Genomic DNA, 20,678 nt, shown 5'->3' with positions numbered 1-20,678 from the left:
GGGAGGCACCCCTTCCCCCATCCCACCCGCCGGCCAGCGATCCGCCCCACGGGGCCCACGGAGATACCGACCATGGCGAACAACGAAGAGAAGCTCCTCGAATACCTCAAGCGGGCGACGGCCGACCTGCAGCAGACCCGCAAGCGGCTGCAGGCCGCCGAGTCGGCCGGCCACGAACCGATCGCGATCACCGGCATGGCCTGCCGCTATCCGGGCGGGGTGAGCTCCCCCGAAGACCTGTGGGAGCTGGTCGCGGCCGGCGGCGACGCCGTCGGCGGCTTCCCCGTCAACCGCGGGTGGGACATCGAATCCCTCTACGACCCCGACCCCGACAAGCCGGGCACCAACTACGTGAAGGAAGGCGGCTTCCTGCACGACGTCGACGAGTTCGACGCCGCCTTCTTCGGGATCTCCCCGCGCGAAGCCCTCGCCATGGACCCCCAGCAGCGCCTCCTCCTGGAGACCGGCTGGGAGGCCGTCGAGCGCGCCGGGATCGACCCCGCCACCCTCACCGGCAGCCTCACCGGCACCTTCGTCGGCTTCAGCGCCATCGACTACACCACCGGCATCCTCCAGGCCCCCGACGAGCTCGAGGGCTACCTGGGCACCGGCAACCTGGCCAGCGTCATGTCCGGCCGGCTCGCCTACTCCCTCGGCCTGGAGGGCCCGGCCGTCACCATCGACACCGCCTGCTCCTCCTCGCTCGTCGCCCTGCACATGGCCGTCCAGGCCCTGCGCAACGGCGAATGCTCCATGGCCCTCGCCGGCGGTGTCACCGTCATGTCGAACCCCGCCGGGTTCGTGGAGTTCAGCCGCCAGCGGGCGCTCGCCGCCGACGGCCGCTGCAAGGCCTTCGCCACCGCCGCCGACGGCTTCGGGCCCGCCGAGGGCGTCGGCATGCTCCTCGTCGAACGGCTCTCCGACGCCCGCCGGGCCGGCCGCCGGGTCCTCGCCGTGATCCGGGGCACCGCCGTCAACCAGGACGGCGCCAGCAACGGCCTCACCGCCCCCAACGGGCCCGCCCAGATGCGGGTCATCAAGCAGGCCCTCGCCAGCGCCCGCGTCACCGCCGCCGACGTCGACGCCGTCGAGGCGCACGGCACCGGCACCACCCTCGGCGACCCCATCGAGGCCCAGGCCCTCCTCGCCACGTACGGGCAGAACCGGCCCGCCGACCGGCCGCTGTGGCTCGGCTCCGTGAAGTCCAACATCGGCCACACCTCGGCCGCTTCGGGCGCGGCCGGCGTGATGAAGATGGTCATGGCGATGCGCAACGGTCTCCTCCCGCAGACCCTGCACGTCGACGCGCCCTCCCCGAAGATCGACTGGGCCTCCGGCGCCGTGGAGCTGCTGACCGAGCCGCGCGCCTGGCCGGAAACCGGCCGTCCGCGCCGGGCCGGCGTCTCCGCGTTCGGCATCAGCGGCACCAACGCGCACGTCATCCTCGAGCAGACCCCCGAGGACCCCGGAACGGACGCCGAGGCCGAGCCGGCCGAGACCGGCCCCGGCCGCCCCGCCGTCCTGTCCGGCCCCGTGGACGGCACCCCCTGGCTCCTGTCGGGCCGCACCGCCGCCGCCCTGCGCGGACAGGCCGGGCGGCTCGCCGCGCACGCCGCCGCGCAGCCCGGCGCGCACACCGCCACCGGAGTCGCCCTGGCCACCACCCGGGCCGCCTTCGACCACCGCGCGGCGATCACCTCCCTCACCTCCGCGCGGGACACCGGGCGCGCCCTCGCCGCCCTCGCCGGGGGCGACACCGCGACCGGCGTCCACCAGGGGCAGGCGGGTGTCGGCAAGACGGTGTTCGTGTTCCCGGGGCAGGGTTCGCAGTGGGCGGGGATGGCGGTGGAGCTGTACGACTCCTCGCCGGTGTTCGCGGCGCGTCTGGACGCGTGCGCGGAGGCGCTGGCCGCCTATACGGACTGGTCGTTGTTGGAGGTGCTCCGGCAGAAGGACGGTGCTCCCGGTTTCGACCGGGTCGATGTGGTGCAGCCCGCCCTGTGGGCGGTGATGGTGTCCCTCGCCGAGCTGTGGCGTTCCGTCGGGGTCGTCCCGGCGGCCGTCGTCGGTCATTCGCAGGGTGAGATCGCGGCGGCCGCGGTGTCGGGTGCGCTGTCGCTCCAGGACGCGGCGAAGGTGTCGGCGTTGCGGGCGAAGGCGTTGCTCGCGTTGGCGGGCAAGGGCGGGATGGTGTCCGTCGCCGACACCGCCGAAGCGGTGGCGGAACGTATCTCCGCCTGGGGTGAGCGGCTCGCGCTCGCTTCGGTGAACGGGCCGCGCTCCACGGTGGTTTCGGGTGATCCGGAGGCCTTGGACGAGCTGATGGCGGCCTGTGAGGCCGACGGTGTCCGCGCCCGCCGCATCAGCGTGGACTACGCCTCGCACGGTCCGCAGGTGGAGTCGATCCGTGACGAGGTGATCGGTCTGCTGGACGGGATCGAACCGCGGACGGCCGAGGTCCCGTTCTTCTCCACCGTGACGGGCGAATGGGCCGACGGTTCCGAGCTGGACGCCGAGTACTGGTACACCAACCTCCGCCGCACGGTCCGCTTCCAGGACGCCATCAGCGCACTCCTGGAGCGCGGCCACAAGATCTTCGTGGAGTCCAGCGCGCACCCGGTGCTGACCATCGGCGTCCAGGAGACCATCGATGCCGCCCAGACCTCCGCCGTCACCCAGGGCACCCTGCGCCGTGACGAAGGCGGCCCGCAGCGCTTCCTCGCCTCCCTCGCCGAGGCCTGGACCCACGGCGCCCCCGTCGACTGGCAGGCCGTCTACGCCGGGCAGGACGCCTCTGGCGTCGAGCTGCCCACGTACGCCTTCCAGCGGGAGCGCTACTGGCTGACGGCCACCGCCACCGGCGCCGGCGACGTGTCCGCCGCCGGTCTCGGCGCCGCCGACCACCCCCTCCTCGGCGCGGCCGTCCGCCTCGCCGACGGCGGCCAGACCGTCCTCACCGGCCGCCTGTCGCTGCGCACCCACCCCTGGCTCGCCGACCACGTCGTGGCCGGAGCCCGCGTGCTGCCCGGCGCCGCGTTCGTCGAGCTGGCCGTCCGCGCCGGCGACGAGGCCGGCTGCGACACCCTCGACGAACTGACCCTCGAAGCCCCGCTGGTCCTGCCCGACGAGGGCCCCGTACTGCTCCAGGTCGTCGTCGGCCCCCCGGACACCGGCTCCAGGCGCACCGTCGCCGTGTACGGCCGCCAGGACGCCGCCGACGGCACCTGGACCCGCCACGCCCAGGGCGTGCTCAGCCGCGCCGAGACCCCGCGGCCCGGCCGCGAGCTCGGCGCCTGGCCCCCGGCCGGTGCCGAGCGCGTGGACCTCGACGGCTTCTATGAGGGGCTGTCGGGGTCGGGGTACGGGTACGGCCCGGCCTTTCAGGGGTTGGCCGAGGTCTGGCTCCCGGGCGACGGTGTCGGGGTGTACGCCGAGGTGGTGCTGCCCGAGGATCAGCAGGAGGACGCCGGCCGGTTCGGCCTCCACCCGGCCCTGCTCGACGCCGCGCTCCACGCGCTGGCGGTGAGCGGGCCGGAGACGGAGGACGGAACGGCCTGGCTGCCGTTCGCGTGGAGCGGAGTGCGCCTGCACGCCGCGGGAGCCTCGCGCGTGCGCGTGCACCTGACCCCGGCCGGCCCGGACGAGGTGGCCCTCACGGTCGCCGACGCCACCGGCCGCCCCGTGGCCTCCGTCGCGTCGTTCGCGTCGCGGCTGGTGTCCGCCGGGGAACTGTCCGCCGCCGCGGCCGCCGCCGGAGCCACCGGCGGGGCGAGCACCGTGACGCGTACGCCCGTACGCCGGACGGCCGCCTCGCAGGACGCGGCGGAGGCCGAATCGTTCGCACAGCGGCTGGCCGCGCTCTCCCCGCAGGAGCAGGAGCGCACGGTCACCGACCTCGTCCGTACCCGGGTGGCCGCGGTCCTCGGCCACCCGGAGACGGAATCGGTCGAGGCGGAGAAGGCCTTCCGGGAGCTCGGGTTCGACTCGCTGACCGCGGTCGAGCTGCGCAACCGGCTCACCGCCGCGACCGGCCTGTCCCTGCCCGCGACCCTCGTCTTCAGCCACCCGACCCCGCTCGCCCTCGCCCGGCACCTCCTCGACCAGCTGGGCACCGCCCGCGGCGCGCAAGCGCCCGGGCTGCGTGAACTGGCCGCCCTGGAAGCCGTACTGGCGGACGCCGACCCGGACGGCACCGCCCGCGACACCGTCGCCAAGCGGCTGGAAGCACTGCTGTGGAAGTGGCGCGGAACCGAAACGGAGGCGGACGTCCTCGACGACGACGCCCTCGCGTCGGTGACGGACGACGAGATCTTCGCACTGATCGACAAGGAACTGGGAGCTTCCTGACCTGCTCCTCTGTCCCATATCCACTTAGGAGTACCGAGCATGTCGACGAGCAACGAAGAGAAGCTCCGTGAATACCTCAAGCGCGTCACAGCCGACCTGAGCCGTACCAAGCAGCAGCTGCGCGACGCGGAGGACGCCGGGTACGAGCCGATCGCCATCGTTTCGATGGCCTGCCGCTTCCCGGGCGGGGTCACCGACCCCGAGGGCTTCTGGAACCTCGTGGCGTCCGGTACCGACGCGATCGGCCCCTTCCCGGCCGACCGCGGCTGGGACACCGACCTGTACGATCCCGACCCCGACGCCCCCGGCAAGACGTACGTCAGGGAGGGCGGCTTCCTCCAGGGAGCCACCCTCTTCGACCCGGAGCTCTTCGGCATCTCGCCGCGCGAGGCGGCCGCCATGGACCCGCAGCAGCGGCTGTTCCTGGAGACCGCCTGGGAGACCCTGGAGCGAGCGGGCTACGACCCGCTGTCGCTGAAGGGCACCGAGACGGGCGTCTTCGTCGGCGCCGTCGCCTCCGACTACGCCTCCCGGCTGGACGCCCTGCCGGACGGCGTGGAGGGCTACATCGGCACCGGCACCATGTCGAGCGTCCTGTCCGGCCGGGTCGCCTACACCTTCGGGCTGGCCGGCCCCGCCGTCACCGTCGACACCGCCTGCTCCTCCGGCCTGGTCGCCCTGCACCTGGCCGTGCAGGCCCTGCGCCAGGGCGAGTGCTCGCTCGCCCTGGCCGCGGGCGTGGCCGTCATGGCCAGCCCCGCCGCGTTCGTGGAGTTCAGCCGCCAGCGCGCGCTGGCCGCCGACGGCCGCTGCAAGGCCTTCGGCGCCGGCGCCGACGGCACCACCTGGTCCGAGGGCGCCGGAGTGCTGCTCGTGGAGCGCCTCTCCGACGCGCGCCGCAACGGCCACCAGGTCCTCGCCGTCATCCGCGGCTCCGCCCTCAACCAGGACGGCGCCAGCAACGGCCTCACCGCCCCCAGCGAGCCCGCGCAGCAGGAGGTCATCCGCCGCGCCCTCGCCAACGCCCGGCTCACCCCGCGCGACGTGGACGCGGTCGAGGCGCACGGCACCGGCACCTCCCTCGGCGACCCGATCGAGGCACAGGCCCTGCTCGCCACCTACGGGCAGGAGCACTCCGCCGACCAGCCGCTGTGGCTCGGCTCGTCGAAGTCCAACATCGGGCACGGCGGTCCCGTCGCGGGCCTCGCCGGCGTCATCAAGATGGTGCAGGCGCTGCGCCAAGGCGTGCTCCCCAAGACCCTGCACGCCGACGAGCCGTCGCCGCACATCGACTGGTCCTCCGGCGGCGTCCGGCTGCTGAACGAGTCCCGCGACTGGACGCGCCGCGGCGAGGAGCCCCGCCGGGCCGGAGTGTCCTCCTTCGGCGTGAGCGGTACGAACGCCCACGTCATCATCGAGGAGGCCGCCCGGGCGGACCGGCCGGCGGCGCCGTCCCCCGAGGACGGCGGCGGCGCGCCCGTGCCGTGGATCCTCTCCGGCCGCACCCGGGCCGCCCTGCGCGAGCAGGCCGCCCGCCTCCTGGCCCACGTCCGGGACGGCGCCGCGCCCGCCTCCACCGGCTTCTCCCTGGCCACCACCCGCACCGCCCACCCGGTGCGCGGCGCGGTCGTCGCCGCCAAGCACGAGGAGTTCCTCGCCGGGCTCGCCGAGCTCGCCGAGGGCGACACCACCGGCGTCACCGCCGCCGCGGGCGCGGACCGCCCCGTCTTCGTCTTCCCCGGCCAGGGCTCCCAGTGGGCGGGCATGGCCGTGGAACTGTACGAGGCCTCCCCGGTGTTCGCGGCCCGCCTCGACGAGTGCGCCGAGGCGCTGGCCCCCCACACCGACTGGTCGCTGCTCGACGTGCTCCGGCAGAAGGACGGCGTACCCGGTTTCGACCGGGTCGACGTGGTGCAGCCCGCCCTGTGGGCGGTGATGGTGTCCCTCGCCGAGCTGTGGCGCTTCCACGGGGTCCGCCCCGCCGCCGTGCTGGGCCACTCGCAGGGCGAGATCGCGGCCGCGGCGGTGTCGGGCGCGCTGTCGCTCCAGGACGCGGCGAAGGTGTCCGCGCTGCGGGCGAAGGCGATCGTGGCCCTGGCCGGCAAGGGCGGCATGGTGTCGGTCGCGGACATCGCCGACGCGGTGAAGGAACGCATCTCCGCCTGGGGCGAGCGTCTGGCGCTGGCTTCGGTGAACGGGCCGCGCTCCACGGTGGTTTCCGGTGATCCGGAGGCCCTGGACGAGCTGACGGCGGCCTGTGAGGCCGACGGTGTCCGCGCCCGCCGCATCAACGTCGACTACGCCTCGCACTCCGCGCAGGTCGAATCGATCCGCGACGAGGTCATCGGCCTGCTGGCCGGGATCGAGCCGCGCACCGCCGAGATCCCGTTCTTCTCCACCGTGACGGGGGAATGGGCCGACGGTTCCGAGCTCGACGCCGAGTACTGGTACACCAACCTGCGCACCACCGTCCGCTTCGAGGAGGCCGTCCGCAGCCTCCTGGACACCGGCCACGGCCTGTTCGTCGAGGCCAGCGCCCACCCCGTCCTCACCATCGGCGTCCAGGAAACCATCGACGCCGCCGAGTCCCCGGCCGCCCCCACCGCCGTCACCCTCGCCACCCTGCGCCGCGACGAGGGCGGTCCGCAGCGCTTCCTCACCTCCCTCGCCGAAGCCTGGACGCGCGGCGCCACCGTCGCCTGGCCCACCGTCTTCCCCGACGGCGCGCAGCGCGTCGAGCTGCCCACGTACGCCTTCCAGCACCGCCCGTACTGGCTCGACGCCGCGCCCTCGGACCCGGCGTCCCCCGGCCTCGTCGCGCACGGCGGCGACGAGGTCGACGCCGCCTTCTGGGCGGCAGTGGACAGCGGCGACCTCGCTCCCCTCGGGGTCGGCGCGGACCAGCCCCTCGGCGAGGCACTGCCCGCCCTGGCCGCCTGGCGCCGCACCCGCCGCGAGAAGTCCGCGATCGACTCCTGGCGCTACCGCACCGTGTGGACGGTCGCCGACACCGCCGCACCGCGGCTCACCGGCACCTGGCTGATCGTGGAGTCCGAGGGCGGCGACGACGCGGTGGCCGCGGCCGCCGCCGACCGCCTCGCCGCCCAGGGCGCCCGCACCGTCCGCGTCCCCGTCGACGTCTGGGCGAGCGACCGGTACACCCTCGCCCAGCAGCTCCACCAGGAACTCACCGCCGAGGGCGAGGACCGCGTCACCGGGATCCTGTCCCTGCTGTCCCTCGACGAGCGGCCCCATCCCGACCACCCGGACCTCCCGCTCGGCCTGGCCGGCACGGTCACCCTCGTCCAGGCGGTCCTCCAGGTCCGCGAACTCGCCGAGTTCGACGCCCCGGTGTGGTCCCTCACCCAGGGTGCCGTCTCCGTCGGCGACTCCGACCCGCTCACCAGCCCCGTCCAGGCCGCCGTATGGGGCCTGGCCCGCGTCCTGGTCCAGGAGCACCCGCGGCTGTGGGGCGGCATCGTCGACCTGCCGCGGCAGCCCGACGAGGAGGCATGGAAGCGGCTCGCCGGCGTCCTCACCGAGCCGGGCGACGAGGACCAGCTCGCCGTACGGTCCTGGAACGTCCTGGTCCGCAGGCTGGTCCGGGCGCCGCTCGGCGACGCCGAACCGGCCCGCGCCTGGCAGCCGTCCGGCACCGCCCTCATCACCGGCGGCACCGGCGGCCTGGGCGCGCAGACCGCCCGCTGGCTCGCCCGCGCGGGCGCCGAACACCTGCTGCTGATCAGCCGCAGCGGACCCGACGCCCCCGGCGCCGGCGCCCTGGAAGCCGAACTCACCGGGCTCGGCGCCAAGGTGACCATCGCCGCGGCCGACGTCACCGACGCCGCCGCGCTCGCCGCCGTCATCGGGGCGCTGCCCGCGGAAACCCCGCTGACCTCGGTGTTCCACACCGCCGCAGTCCTCGACGACGGCATGATCGACTCGCTGACCCCCGACCGCATGGAGCGCGTCCTCGCCGTCAAGGCGCGCGGCGCCCTCAACCTCCAGGAACTGACCCGCGACAAGGAGCTCACGGCCTTCGTCCTGTTCTCCTCCTTCGGCGCCGCCTACGGCTCCGCGGGCCTGGGCAACTACACCCCCGGCAACACCTTCCTCGACGCCCTCGCCGAGCAGCGCCGCGCCCTCGGGCTGCCCGCCACCGCCGTCGTGTGGGGCACCTGGGAGGGCAGCGGCATGGCCGACAACGGCGTCGGCGAACGCGCCCGCCTCCAGGGCGTCTGGGAGCTCCCCCCGGAACTCGCCACCGCCGCCCTCCAGCAGTCCCTCGACCACGAGGAGACCAGCCCGGTCGTCATCGACATCCGCTGGGACAGCTTCTCGCTGGGCACCAACACCGAGCGCAACAGCCCCCTCTTCGAGATGGTCCCCGAGGCGGCGCAGCTCCTCGCCCGGGCCGGGGCTGCTGCTGCGGCCGAGGCCGAGGAGGCCGACGGCGCCGCCGACGCCCTGCTGCACCGGCTCACCGGCCTCCCGCCGGCCGAGCAGGACCGCGTCCTGCTCGACCTGGTCCGCAAGCAGGCCGCCTCCGTCCTCGGCCACGGCACCGCCGGCCCCGAGGCCCTGGCCGCCGTCGGCCCCCAGCGCGCCTTCCGCGAGCTGGGCTTCGACTCCCTCAGCGCGGTCGAACTGCGCAACCGGCTCGGCGCCGCCACCGGCCTGAGCCTGCCCTCCACCCTCGTCTTCGACCACCCGACGCCCGTCGAGCTCGCCGCCCTGCTGCGCACCGAACTCCTCGGCGACACCGACGGCCCGGACGCGCTGCTCGACGAGATCGACCGGCTCGGCGGCGCCCTCGCCGGGGCCGCCCCGACCACCCCCGAAGACCGCGGCCGGATCAGCAGCAGGCTCCACGCGCTGCTCGCCGCCTGGAACGCCACCGCAGCGGACGCGGCGCCCGCCTCCGACGCCGACCTCGACGCGGCCTCGGACAGCGAGCTCTTCGACCTGCTCGACGACGAGTTGGAGACGCAGTGACCCCGCGCCCGCAACGACCGCGCCGTGTTGGCTTCCCGTTCCCGGTAGGTGAGTGACGTTGAGCACGAACAATGAGGACAAGCTCCGCGAATATCTGAAGCGGGCCACCGCCGACCTGCGCAACGCGCGCCGGCGCGTCAAGGAGCTCGAAGAGCCCGAGCCCGTGGCCATCGTCCGCATGGCCTGCCGCTTCCCCGGCCGGGTCGCCACGCCCGAACAGCTGTGGGACCTCGTCGCCGACGGCCGCGACGGCATCGGCGGCTTCCCCGAGGACCGCGGCTGGGACCTCGGCGCCCTCTACGACCCCGACCCCGACCGGATCGGCACCTCGTACACCCAGCAGGGCGGCTTCCTCCAGGACGTCCCGCGCTTCGACGCGCGGCTGTTCGGCATCTCGCCGCGCGAGGCCCTGGCCATGGACCCGCAGCAGCGGCTGCTGCTGGAGGCCTCCTGGGAGGTCCTGGAGCGCGCCGGATACGACCCGACGTCGCTCAAGGGCAGCCGCACCGGCGTGTTCGTCGGTGCCTCCGCCTCCAGCTACGCCACTGACCTCGACTCCGTCCCCGACGACGTCGAGGGCTATCTCGGCACGGGCAGTGCGGCCGCCGTGGTCTCCGGGCGCCTCGCCTACACCTTCGGGCTGGAGGGCCCGGCCGTCACCGTCGACACCGCCTGCTCCTCCTCGCTCGTCGCCCTGCACCTGGCCGTGCAGGCCCTGCGCCAGGACGAGTGCTCCCTCGCCCTGGCCGCCGGCGTCACCGTCATGTCCACCCCCGGCCTGTTCGTCGAGTTCAGCCGCCAGCGCGGCCTGGCCGCCGACGGCCGCTGCAAGGCCTTCGCGGACTCCGCCGACGGCACCGGCTTCGCCGAGGGCATCGGCGTCCTGCTGCTGGAGCGGCTCTCGGACGCCCGCCGCCACGGCCACGAGGTCCTCGCCGTCATCCGCGGTTCGGCGGTCAACCAGGACGGCGCCAGCAACGGCCTGACCGCCCCCAACGGACCCTCCCAGATCCGCGTCATCAAGCAGGCCCTCGCCAACGCCCGCCTCGGCGCCCAGCAGATCGACGCCGTCGAGGCCCACGGCACCGGCACCACCCTCGGCGACCCCATCGAGGCGCAGGCCCTGATGGCCGCCTACGGCAAGAACCGCCCCGAGGACCGGCCGCTGTGGCTCGGCTCCGTCAAATCCAACATCGGCCACACCCAGGCCGCCGCCGGCATGGCCGGCGTGATGAAGATGGTCATGGCCATGCGCCACGGACTGCTGCCCCGCACCCTCCACGTCGACGCACCCACCAGCCAGGTCGACTGGTCGGCCGGCTCCGTACGGCTGCTGCGCGAACCCGTCGAGTGGACCTCCCGCGACGGCGGCCCGCGCCGCGCGGGCGTCTCCGCCTTCGGCGTCGGCGGCACCAACGCGCACGTCATCCTCGAACAGCACACCCACGACGGCCCCGACACCGACACCGACGACGCGGCCGCCGCCGCCCCCGCCGCCACCCCGGCGGTCCTGTCCACCCCGCTGATCCCGTGGGCCCTCTCCGGCCACACCCCGGGCGCCCTGCACGCCCAGGCGGGCCGGCTGCGCGCCTTCGCCGCCCGCGAGAGCGCGCCGGGCCCCGCCGACGTGGCCCACTCCCTGGCCACCACCCGCGCCGCCCTGGAGCAGCGCGCCGTGGTCGTCGCCGTCGGCGACAGCGGCTTCCAGGAAGGCCTCGCCACCCTCGCCGACGCCGCACCCGGCGCCACCACCGTCGTCCGGGGCGCCACCCTGCCCGGCTCCGGGACCGTCCTCGTCTTCCCCGGCCAGGGCTCCCAGTGGGCGGGCATGGCCGTGGAACTGTACGAGGCCTCCCCGGTGTTCGCGGCCCGCCTCGACGAGTGCGCCGAGGCGCTGGCCCCCCACACCGACTGGTCGCTGCTCGACGTGCTCCGGCAGAAGGACGGCGTACCCGGTTTCGACCGGGTCGACGTGGTGCAGCCCGCCCTGTGGGCGGTGATGGTGTCCCTCGCCGAGCTGTGGCGTGCCGCCGGGGTCGTCCCGGCGGCCGTCGTCGGCCACTCGCAGGGCGAGATCGCGGCCGCGGCGGTGTCGGGCGCGCTGTCGCTCCAGGACGCGGCGAAGGTGTCCGCGCTGCGGGCGAAGGCGATCGTGGCCCTGGCCGGCAAGGGCGGCATGGTGTCGGTCGCGGACATCGCCGACGCGGTGAAGGAACGCATCTCCGCCTGGGGCGAGCGTCTGGCGCTGGCTTCGGTGAACGGGCCGCGCTCCACGGTGGTTTCCGGTGATCCGGAGGCCCTGGACGAGCTGATGGCGGCCTGTGAGGCCGACGGTGTCCGCGCCCGGCGGATCAACGTCGACTACGCCTCGCACTCCGCGCAGGTCGAGTCGATCCGCGACGAGGTCATCGGCCTGCTGGCCGGGATCGAGCCCCGCACCGCCGAGATCCCCTTCTTCTCCACCGTCACCGCCGGATTCGTCACCGGCACCGAGCTCGACGCCGAGTACTGGTACACCAACCTGCGCACCACCGTCCGCTTCGAGGAGGCCGTCCGCGCCCTCCTCGCCGAGGGCCACGGCATCTTCGTCGAGGCCAGCGCCCACCCCGTCCTCACCATCGGCGTCCAGGAAACCATCGACACCACGGCCGCCGCCGCCGTCACCCTCGGCTCCCTGCGCCGCGACGAGGGCGGCTCGCGCCGCATCCTCACCTCCCTCGCCGAAGCCTGGGTCCACGGCGCCGGCGTCGACTGGGCGACCCTCGTCGCCCCGCACGGCCCCCGCACCGTGGAACTGCCCACGTACGCCTTCCAGCAGCAGCACTACTGGCTGGAGGCGACCGCCACCCCCGAGACCCCGGGCGGGACACCGCCCGCCGACGAAACCGAGGCGCGTTTCTGGGACGCCGTCGAACGCGAGGACCTCGAAACCCTCGCCGGCACCCTCGACCTGGAGGAACGGCGCTCCCTGGGCGAGCTGCTGCCCGCCCTGTCCTCCTGGCGGCGCCGCCGCCGCGAACGCTCCACCGTCGACACCTGGCGCTACCGCGTCTCCTGGGACCGCCTCCCGGAGCCCGCCCCGGCGCCGCTGACGGGCACCTGGCTGGTCGTGCTGCCCGCCGACCCCGCACACGAGTCCCTCGCCGCCGACTGCGCCGCCACGCTCGCCCGGCACGGCGCCGCGACCGTGACCGTACGCGTCACCGGCGGCGACCGGACCGCGCTCGCCGAACTGATCCGCACCGCCGTCGCCGCCGCCGAGATCACGGGGGTCCTCTCCCTCGCCGGTCTCGGCGCCGACGCGGCCCTGCACAGCCTCCTCCTGGTCCAGGCCCTCACCGACGCCGCCGTGACCGGCGCCAGGCTGTGGACCGTGACCCGCGGCGCCGTCTCCACCGGCCGCTCCGACGACGCCGCCGACCCCGCCCAGGCGCAGGTCTGGGGCCTGGGCCGGGTCGTCGCACTGGAACAGCCCCGCAGCTGGGGCGGACTCGTCGACCTGCCGCGGGCCGCCGACGAACGCGCCCTGACCCGGCTCGTCCAGATCCTCGCCGGAGGCGCCGGCGAGGAGGACCAGATCGCCGTCCGCGGCTCCGGCACCTTCGGCCGCCGCCTCGTCCGCGCCGCCCTGGAGGACCGCGGACCGGCCCGCGAATGGCGCCCGCACGGCACCGTCCTCGTCACCGGCGGCACCGGCGGAGTCGGCGCGCACGTCGCCCGCCGGCTCGCCGCCGCGGGCGCCGAACGCCTCGTGCTGGCCGGCCGCCGCGGGCCCGACGCCCCCGGCGCCGCCGAACTCCTCACGGAGCTGCGCGCCCTGGGCGCCGAGGCCGAAGCCGTGGCCTGCGACGTCTCCGACCGCGACGCGGTTGCCGCGCTGCTGGCCGCCGTACCCGCCGTCACCCCCCTGACGGCCGTCGTGCACGCCGCCGGCGTCCCCCAGTCCACCGTCCTGGAGGACGTCACGCCCGAGGAGTTCGAGCGGGTCCTCGCCGGCAAGGCCGCCGGCGCCACCCACCTCGACGAGCTCCTCGGCGACACCGCCCTGGACGCCTTCGTCCTGTTCTCCTCCAACTCCGGGGTATGGGGCGCCGCCGGGCACACCGCCTACGCCGCCGCCAACGCCCACCTCGACGCGCTCGCCGAACGCCGCCGGGCCCGCGGCCTCACCGCCACCTCCGTCGCCTGGGGCGCCTGGGGCGGCGGCGGCATCATGGAGACCGCCGGCGCCCAGGAGTACATGAGCCGCCGCGGCGTCCTGGAGATGGACCCGGCGACCGCCCTGTCCGCGCTGTTCCAGGCCGTCGACCACGACGAGGCGTTCGTCGCCGTCGCCGACGTCGACTGGTCCCGCTTCGCGCCCGGCTTCACCGCCACCCGCCCCAGCCCGCTGCTCACCGGCATCCCCGAGGCCCGCGAGGCCACCCGGCCCGCCCGCGCCGACGCGGACACCGACGGGGAAAGCCCCTCGGGAGAGTTCGCCCGCCGCCTGCGGCAGGCCCCCGAAGGAGAGCGGGACACCATCCTGCTCGACCTGGTCCGCCGGGAGGCCGCCGCCGTCCTCGGCCACCCCTCCCTCGACGCCATCGAGCCCGGACGGGCCTTCAAGGCGACCGGCTTCGACTCGCTGACCTCCGTCGACCTGCGCAACCGGCTCACCGCGGCCACCGGCCTCACCCTGCCCGCGACGATGGTCTTCGACCACCCCACCCCCCAGGCCGTCGCCGACCTGCTGCGCGCCGGACTCCTCGGCGCCGGGGACACCGCCACCGCGGCCGGCGCCGCCACCGCGCGGACCGCCGCCTCCGACGAGCCCATCGCCATCGTCTCCATGAGCTGCCGCTACCCCGGCGGGATCACCTCGCCCGAGGACATGTGGCAGCTCGTCGTCGAAGGCCGCGACGCCATCGGCGGCTTCCCCACCGACCGCGGCTGGAACCTCGACGGCTTCTACGACCCCGACCGCGCCAAGGCCGGTACGAGCTACGTCCGCGAGGGCGGCTTCGTCGACACCGCCACCCACTTCGACCCCGGCTTCTTCGGCATCTCGCCCCGCGAGGCCCTCACCATGGACCCCCAGCAGCGCCTGCTCCTGGAGACCGCCTGGGAGGTATTCGAACGGGCCGGCCTCGACCCGGACACCCTCAAGGGCAGCAGTACCGGCGTGTTCATCGGAGCCGGATACCCCGGCTACGGCCACGACGTGCAGATGCCCGAAGGCTCCGACGGCCAGATGCTGTTCGGCGCCTCCGCCGCCGTCGCCTCCGGCCGCCTCGCCTACACCTTCGGGCTGGAGGGCCCGGCGGTCACCGTCGACACCATGTGCTCCTCCTCGCTGACCGCCCTGCACCTCGCAGTGCAGGCCCTGCGCACCGGGGACTGCCGCATGGCGCTCGCGGGCGGCGCGATGGTCATGTGCTCGCCCGGCGTCTTCATCGGCTTCAGCCAGCAGGGCGGACTCTCCCCGTCCGGCCGCTGCAAGTCCTTCTCCGAGGACGCCGACGGCACCGGCTGGTCCGAGGGCGTCGGCGTGATCATGCTCGAGCGCCTCTCCGACGCACAGGCCAACGGCCACCAGGTGCTCGCCGTCATCCGCGGTACGGCCGCCAACCAGGACGGCGCCAGCAACGGCCTCTCCGCCCCCAGCGGCCCCGCCCAGCAGCGCGTCATCCGCGCGGCCCTCGCCGACGCCGGACTCGACCCCGCCGACGTCGACGCCGTCGAGGCGCACGGCACCGGCACCACCCTCGGCGACCCCATCGAGGCCCAGGCCCTCCTCGCCACCTACGGCCGGGCCCACACCGCCGAGCAGCCCCTGTGGCTGGGCTCCCTGAAGTCCAACCTGGGCCACTCCCAGGCCGCCTCCGGTGTCGCCGGCGTCATCAAGACCGTCATGGCGATGCGCCACGGCGTCCTGCCCAAGACCCTCCACGTCGCCGAGCCGTCCCGCGAGATCGACTGGGCCTCGGGCGCCGTGGAGCTGCTGACCGAGGCCCGGCCGTGGCCAGAGACGGGCCGCCCGCGCCGCGCGGGCGTGTCCTCCTTCGGCGGCAGCGGCACCAACGTCCACGTCGTGCTGGAGCAGGCGCCGCGGACCGAGGAGCCCGCCCGCGTGCCCGCCGTCCCGGCGTTCCCGGCCGCCGCACTGCCCTGGATCGTCTCCGGGCGCGGTACGGCCGCCCTGCGCGGCCAGGCCGGGCGGCTGCGGGAGTTCGCCGCGGCCGAGGGCGCCGAGGCACTGCGCCCCGTGGACGTCGCCTGGTCGCTGGCGACCACCCGGGCCGCCCTGGAACGCCGTGGCGCGGTCCAGGCCGACGACCGCGACGGACTCCTTGCCGGGCTCACGGCCCTGGCCGAGGGCACGCCCGGCGTCGGCGTCACCGAGGGCGCCGTCGTCAAGGGCACCGGCCGCCCGGTGTTCGTGTTCCCGGGGCAGGGTTCGCAGTGGGCGGGGATGGCGGTGGAGCTGTACGACTCCTCGCCGGTGTTCGCGGCGCGTCTGGACGACTGTGAGCGCGCCCTGGCCCCGTATACGGACTGGTCGTTGTTGGAGGTGCTCCGGCAGAAGGACGGTGCTCCCGGTTTCGACCGGGTCGATGTGGTGCAGCCCGCCCTGTGGGCGGTGATGGTGTCCCTCGCGGAGCTGTGGCGTGCGGCTGGTGTCGTTCCGGCGGCGGTGGTCGGTCATTCGCAGGGTGAGATCGCGGCGGCCGCGGTGTCGGGTGCGCTGTCGCTCCGGGACGCGGCGAAGGTGTCGGCGTTGCGGGCGAAGGCGTTGCTCGCGTTGGCGGGCAAGGGCGGGATGGTGTCCGTCGCCGACACCGCCGAAGCGGTGGCGGAACGTATCTCCGCCTGGGGTGAACGGCTCGCGCTCGCTTCGGTGAACGGGCCGCGCTCCACGGTGGTTTCGGGTGATCCGGAGGCTCTGGACGGGCTGGTGGCGGCTTGCGAGGCCGATGGTGTCCGGGCGCGGCGCATCAGCGTGGACTATGCCTCGCACGGTCCGCAGGTGGAGTCGATCCGTGACGAGGTGATCGGTCTGCTGGCCGGGATCGAACCGCGGACGGCCGAGGTCCCGTTCTTCTCCACCGTGACGGGCGAATGGGCCGACGGTTCCGAGCTGGACGCCGAGTACTGGTACACCAACCTCCGCCGCACCGTTCGCTTCCAGGACGCCATCAGCGCACTCCTGGAGCGCGGCCACAAGATCTTCGTGGAGTCCAGCGCGCACCCGGTGCTGACCATCGGCGTCCAGGAGACCATCGATGCCGCCCAGACCTCCGCCGTCACCCAGGGCACCCTGCGCCGTGACGAAGGCGGCCCGCAGCGCTTCCTCGCCTCCCTCGCCGAGGCCTGGACCCACGGCGCCCCCGTCGACTGGCAGGCCGTCCACGCCGGCCAGGACACGGCGCGCGTCGACCTGCCCACCTACGCCTTCCAGAACGAGCCCTTCTGGCCCGATCCGCTGCCGCCCTTCTCCGGCGACGCCACCGGCTTCGGGCTCTCGGACGCCGGGCACCCGCTGCTCGGTGCGGCCGTGAGCCTCGCGGGCGGCGAAGGCCTCCTGTTCACCGGCCGGATCGCCCCCGACACCCAGTCCTGGCTCGCCGACCACGCGGTGTCCGGCACGCCCATCCTCCCCGGCACCGCCTTCGTCGAGCTGGCCGTCCGCGCCGGCGACGAAGCCGGGTTCACGCTGCTGGACGAGCTCACCCTCGAAGCACCGCTGGTCCTCCCGGCCCGCGGCGGTGTCCACCTCCAGGTGCTGGTCGGCCCCGAAGGCGGCGCCGGCACCCGTCCGGTCACCGTCCACTCCCGCGCCGAGGACGCCCCCGCCGACCTGCCCTGGACCCGCCACGCCAGCGGCGTCCTCGCCCGGGACGTCCGCTCCCCCGGCCACGACCTGACCGTCTGGCCGCCGGCCACCGCGGAACCCGTCGACCTCGACGGCTTCTACGCCGCCGCGGCCGAGACCGGCTACCAGTTCGGACCCGCCTTCCAGGGGTTGCGCGCCGCCTGGCGCCAGGAGTCCACCGGCGACGTCTTCGCCGAGGTCGCGCTGCCCGACAGCCACCAGGGCGAAGCGGCCCGCTACCTCCTGCACCCCGCACTGCTCGACGCCGCGCTGCACGCCATGCGGCTCGGCGAGTTCATCGAGCTGACCGGACAGGCCCGGCTGCCCTTCGCCTGGAGCGGCGTCGCCCTCCACGCGGCCGGCGCCGGCACCCTGCGGGTCCGGGTCAGCGCGGCGGGCACCGACACCATCGCGGTGGACGTCTGCGACGCGGCCGGCGCACCGGTCGCCACCGTCGACGCGCTCGTACTGCGTCCCGTCGACACGGCCACCCTGCGCCAGGGCGCCGACGCCGGCACCGACGGGCTGTTCCGCCTCGACTGGACGGAACTGCCGGCCCACGCCGACGCCTCCGCCGCCGGGAACTGGGCCGTCATCGGCTCCGCCGCACCCGGCATCGCGGCCGCCCTGGAAGGCGCGGGCGCCGCCGTCGACCGGTACGAGGACCTCGCGGCCCTCGCCGCCGCCGACGGCGCGGCCCTGCCGCAGACCGTGGTCCTGCCGTACGGAGACCCGGACGCGCACCCGGGCCCGGCCGGCGCGCCGGCCGAGGTCCGCGCCGGTGCGGCCGCCCTGCTCGCCACCGTGCAGGAGTGGCTGGCCGGGGAACGCTTCGCCGGATCCCGGCTGGTCGTCCTCACCCACGGCGCGGTCGCCACCCGTACCGGCGAGGACGCCACCGGCCTCGCGCACTCACCCGCCTGGGGGCTGGTCCGCTCCGCCCAGGCCGAGAACCCCGGCCGGCTCCTGATCGCCGACCTCGACACCACCGAGGAGTCGGCCGCCGCCCTCCGGGGCGCGGTCGCCGCGGCCCTCGTCCACGACGAACCGCAGACCGCGCTGCGCTCCGGCACCGCCCTGGCGCCGCGCCTGGTCCGGGCCGGATCGGGCACGGCCCTGCCGGTACCGGACGGAACCGCCGCCTGGGCCCTGGACACCACCGCCGCCGGAACCCTCGACCACCTGGCCCTGCTGCCCCGGCCGGAGGCGGCCGGACCGCTGCCCGAGGGGGCGGTGCGCATTGCCGTGCACGCCGCCGGGCTCAATTTCCGCGACGTCCTCGTCTCCCTCGCGATGTACCCGGGCGGCGGGTTCATGGGCTGCGAGGCGGCCGGTGTGGTCGTCGAGACCGGCCCGGGCGTCACCCGCCTCGCCCCGGGCGACCGGGTGATGGGCATGGTCCCGCACGCCTTCGGCCCCCTCGCGGTCGCCGACGCCCAGATGGTGGCCCGCGTCCCCGAGGGCTGGTCCTTCGAGCAGGCCGCCTCGGTGCCCGCCGTGTTCCTCACCGCGTACTACGCGCTGGTGGATCTGGCCGGCCTGAAGGCGGGCGAGCGGGTCCTGATCCACGCCGCCGCCGGCGGTGTGGGTTCGGCCGCGGTGCAGATCGCCCGGCACCTGGGTGCCGAGGTGTTCGGCACGGCCAGCGAGGGCAAGTGGGACGCGCTGCGCGCGGCCGGTCTCGACGACGCCCACATCGCCTCCTCCCGTGACGTCTCCTTCGAGGAGCGCTTCTCCGCCGCCACCGGCGGCGAGGGCGTCGACGTCGTCCTGGACTGCCTGGCCGGGGAACTGGTCGACGCCTCGCTGCGGCTGCTGCCGCGCGGCGGCCGCTTCGTCGAACTCGGCGCCACCGACGTCCGCGACGCCGGGCAGGTCTCCCTGGTCCACCCGGGCGTCCACTACCGCCGCTTCGACCTGGCCGAGGCCGGTCCACAGCGCACCGCCGCGATGCTCACCGAACTGACGGGCCTGTTCGGGACGGACGAGCTGCGGCCGCTGCCCACCCGCACCTGGGACGTCCGGCGGGCGCCGGAGGCGTTCCGGTTCATGAGCCAGGCCAGGCACACGGGGAAGATCGTGCTGACGGTTCCGCAGGGCTGGGACCCCGACGGGACGGTCCTGATCACCGGCGGTACCGGCACCCTGGGCGCGCTCGTCGCCGAGCACCTGGTGACGACGCACGGTGTACGGCACCTGCTGCTCGCCGGCCGGCGCGGCCCGGACGCCCCCGGCGCCTCCGAACTGGTGGCGGAGATAGCCGGGCTGGGCGGCACGGCCGAGGTGGTGGCCTGTGACGCCGCCGACCGCGACGCGCTGACCGCCCTCCTCGCCGCGATCCCCGCCGACCGGCCGCTGACCGGCGTGGTGCACGCCGCCGGGGTCGTCGACGACGGCGTCTTCGACTCGCTCACCCCGGCCCGTATGGAACGCGCCATGCGGCCCAAGGTGGACGCCGCGTGGAACCTCCACGAGCTCACCCGCGACCTGGACCTGCGCCGGTTCGTGCTCTACTCCTCGGCCGCGGGCGTGACCGGCAACTCCGGCCAGGCCAACTACGCCGCCGCCAACACCTACCTGGACGCGCTCGCCCACCACCGCCGCGCCCATGGCCTGCCCGCCACCTCCCTCGCCTGGGGCATGTGGCACCAGACCAGCGAGCTCACGGCCGGCCTCGACGACACCGACCTGGCCCGGTTCAGCCGCGGCGGCGTCACCCCGCTCACCGCGGAGCAGGGCCTCGCCCTGTTCGACGCGGCCGTGGACCAGGACGAGGCACTGAGCGTCCCCGTCCGGCTCGACCCGGCCGCCCTGCGCGACTCCGCCGGCGGAGCCGGCCTGCCCGCGCTGTACCGCTCCCTCGTCCGCACCCCGGTGCGGCGGGCCGCGGGAACCACCGCCACGGCGGAACCGGACGGCTCCGCACTCACCCGCAAGCTCGCCGGCCTCTCCGCCGAGCGCCGCCTGGGCGTGCTGCTGGACCTCGTACGCACCAACGTGGCGGCCGTCCTCGGCCACGCCAACCCCGGATCCCTCGAGGCCGACCGGGCCTTCAAGGAGCTCGGCTTCGACTCGCTGACCGCCGTCGAACTGCGCAACCGGCTCGGCGCGGCCACCGGACTGCGGCTGCCCGCGACCATCGTCTTCGACCACCCCACCCCGGTCGAACTCGCCGGACACCTCCGGGACGAACTCGCCCCGGAGACCGGAGCGACGGACGACGCGGCCGGCCCGGCGGGGACGGGCGCACCGGTCGACGAGGCACACCTGCGGCGGGCCCTGGCCACCCTCCCGCTGGCCCGGCTGAGCGAAGCGGGCGTCCTCGACACGCTGCTGCGGCTGGCCGGCAGCCCGGCGGCCGAACCGCCCACGTCCGACCACACCGGGGCACGGGAGGACTCGATCGCCACGATGGACCTCGACGATCTCGTGTCCCTGGCCCTGGACGGCGACCACCACTGATACGCGAAGACGAGATCCG

3 protein-coding genes are annotated in these 20,678 nt (G+C 75.1%); all 3 read left to right on the top strand.

Annotation, left to right across the window (positions count from 1 at the left end; translation table 11 throughout):
- The first annotated feature begins 72 nt into the window (after nucleotides 1–72).
- Genes ACZ4WZ_RS30100 through ACZ4WZ_RS30090 form a run of 3 tightly spaced genes read left to right on the top strand, consistent with a single transcriptional unit; the run spans nucleotide 73 to nucleotide 20,659 of the window.
- Nucleotides 73–4,347: a type I polyketide synthase gene (locus ACZ4WZ_RS30100; RefSeq protein ID WP_467895464.1), complete on the top strand. Its 4,275-nt coding sequence runs from the start codon at nucleotides 73–75 to the stop codon at nucleotides 4,345–4,347.
- A gap of 9 nt (nucleotides 4,348–4,356) precedes the next feature.
- Nucleotides 4,357–9,342: a type I polyketide synthase gene (locus ACZ4WZ_RS30095; RefSeq protein ID WP_467895480.1), complete on the top strand. Its 4,986-nt coding sequence runs from the start codon at nucleotides 4,357–4,359 to the stop codon at nucleotides 9,340–9,342.
- Between the two features lie 58 nt (nucleotides 9,343–9,400).
- Entirely contained in the window at nucleotides 9,401–20,659 is an 11,259-nt protein-coding gene (locus tag ACZ4WZ_RS30090; protein WP_467895461.1) for a type I polyketide synthase, read from the top strand.
- Nucleotides 20,660–20,678: the final 19 nt, after the last annotated feature.

The sequence above is a fragment of the Streptomyces sp. NPDC029122 genome, assembly GCF_055569445.1.
Note: the sequence above shows the minus strand (reverse complement) of the source record. Positions and strands in the feature narration are given on the sequence as shown.

Coding starts and splice junctions, on each gene's coding strand:
- ACZ4WZ_RS30100 (WP_467895464.1), top strand. CDS start 73: ATGGCGAACAACGAAGAGAAGCTCCTCGAATACCTCAAGCGGGCGACG.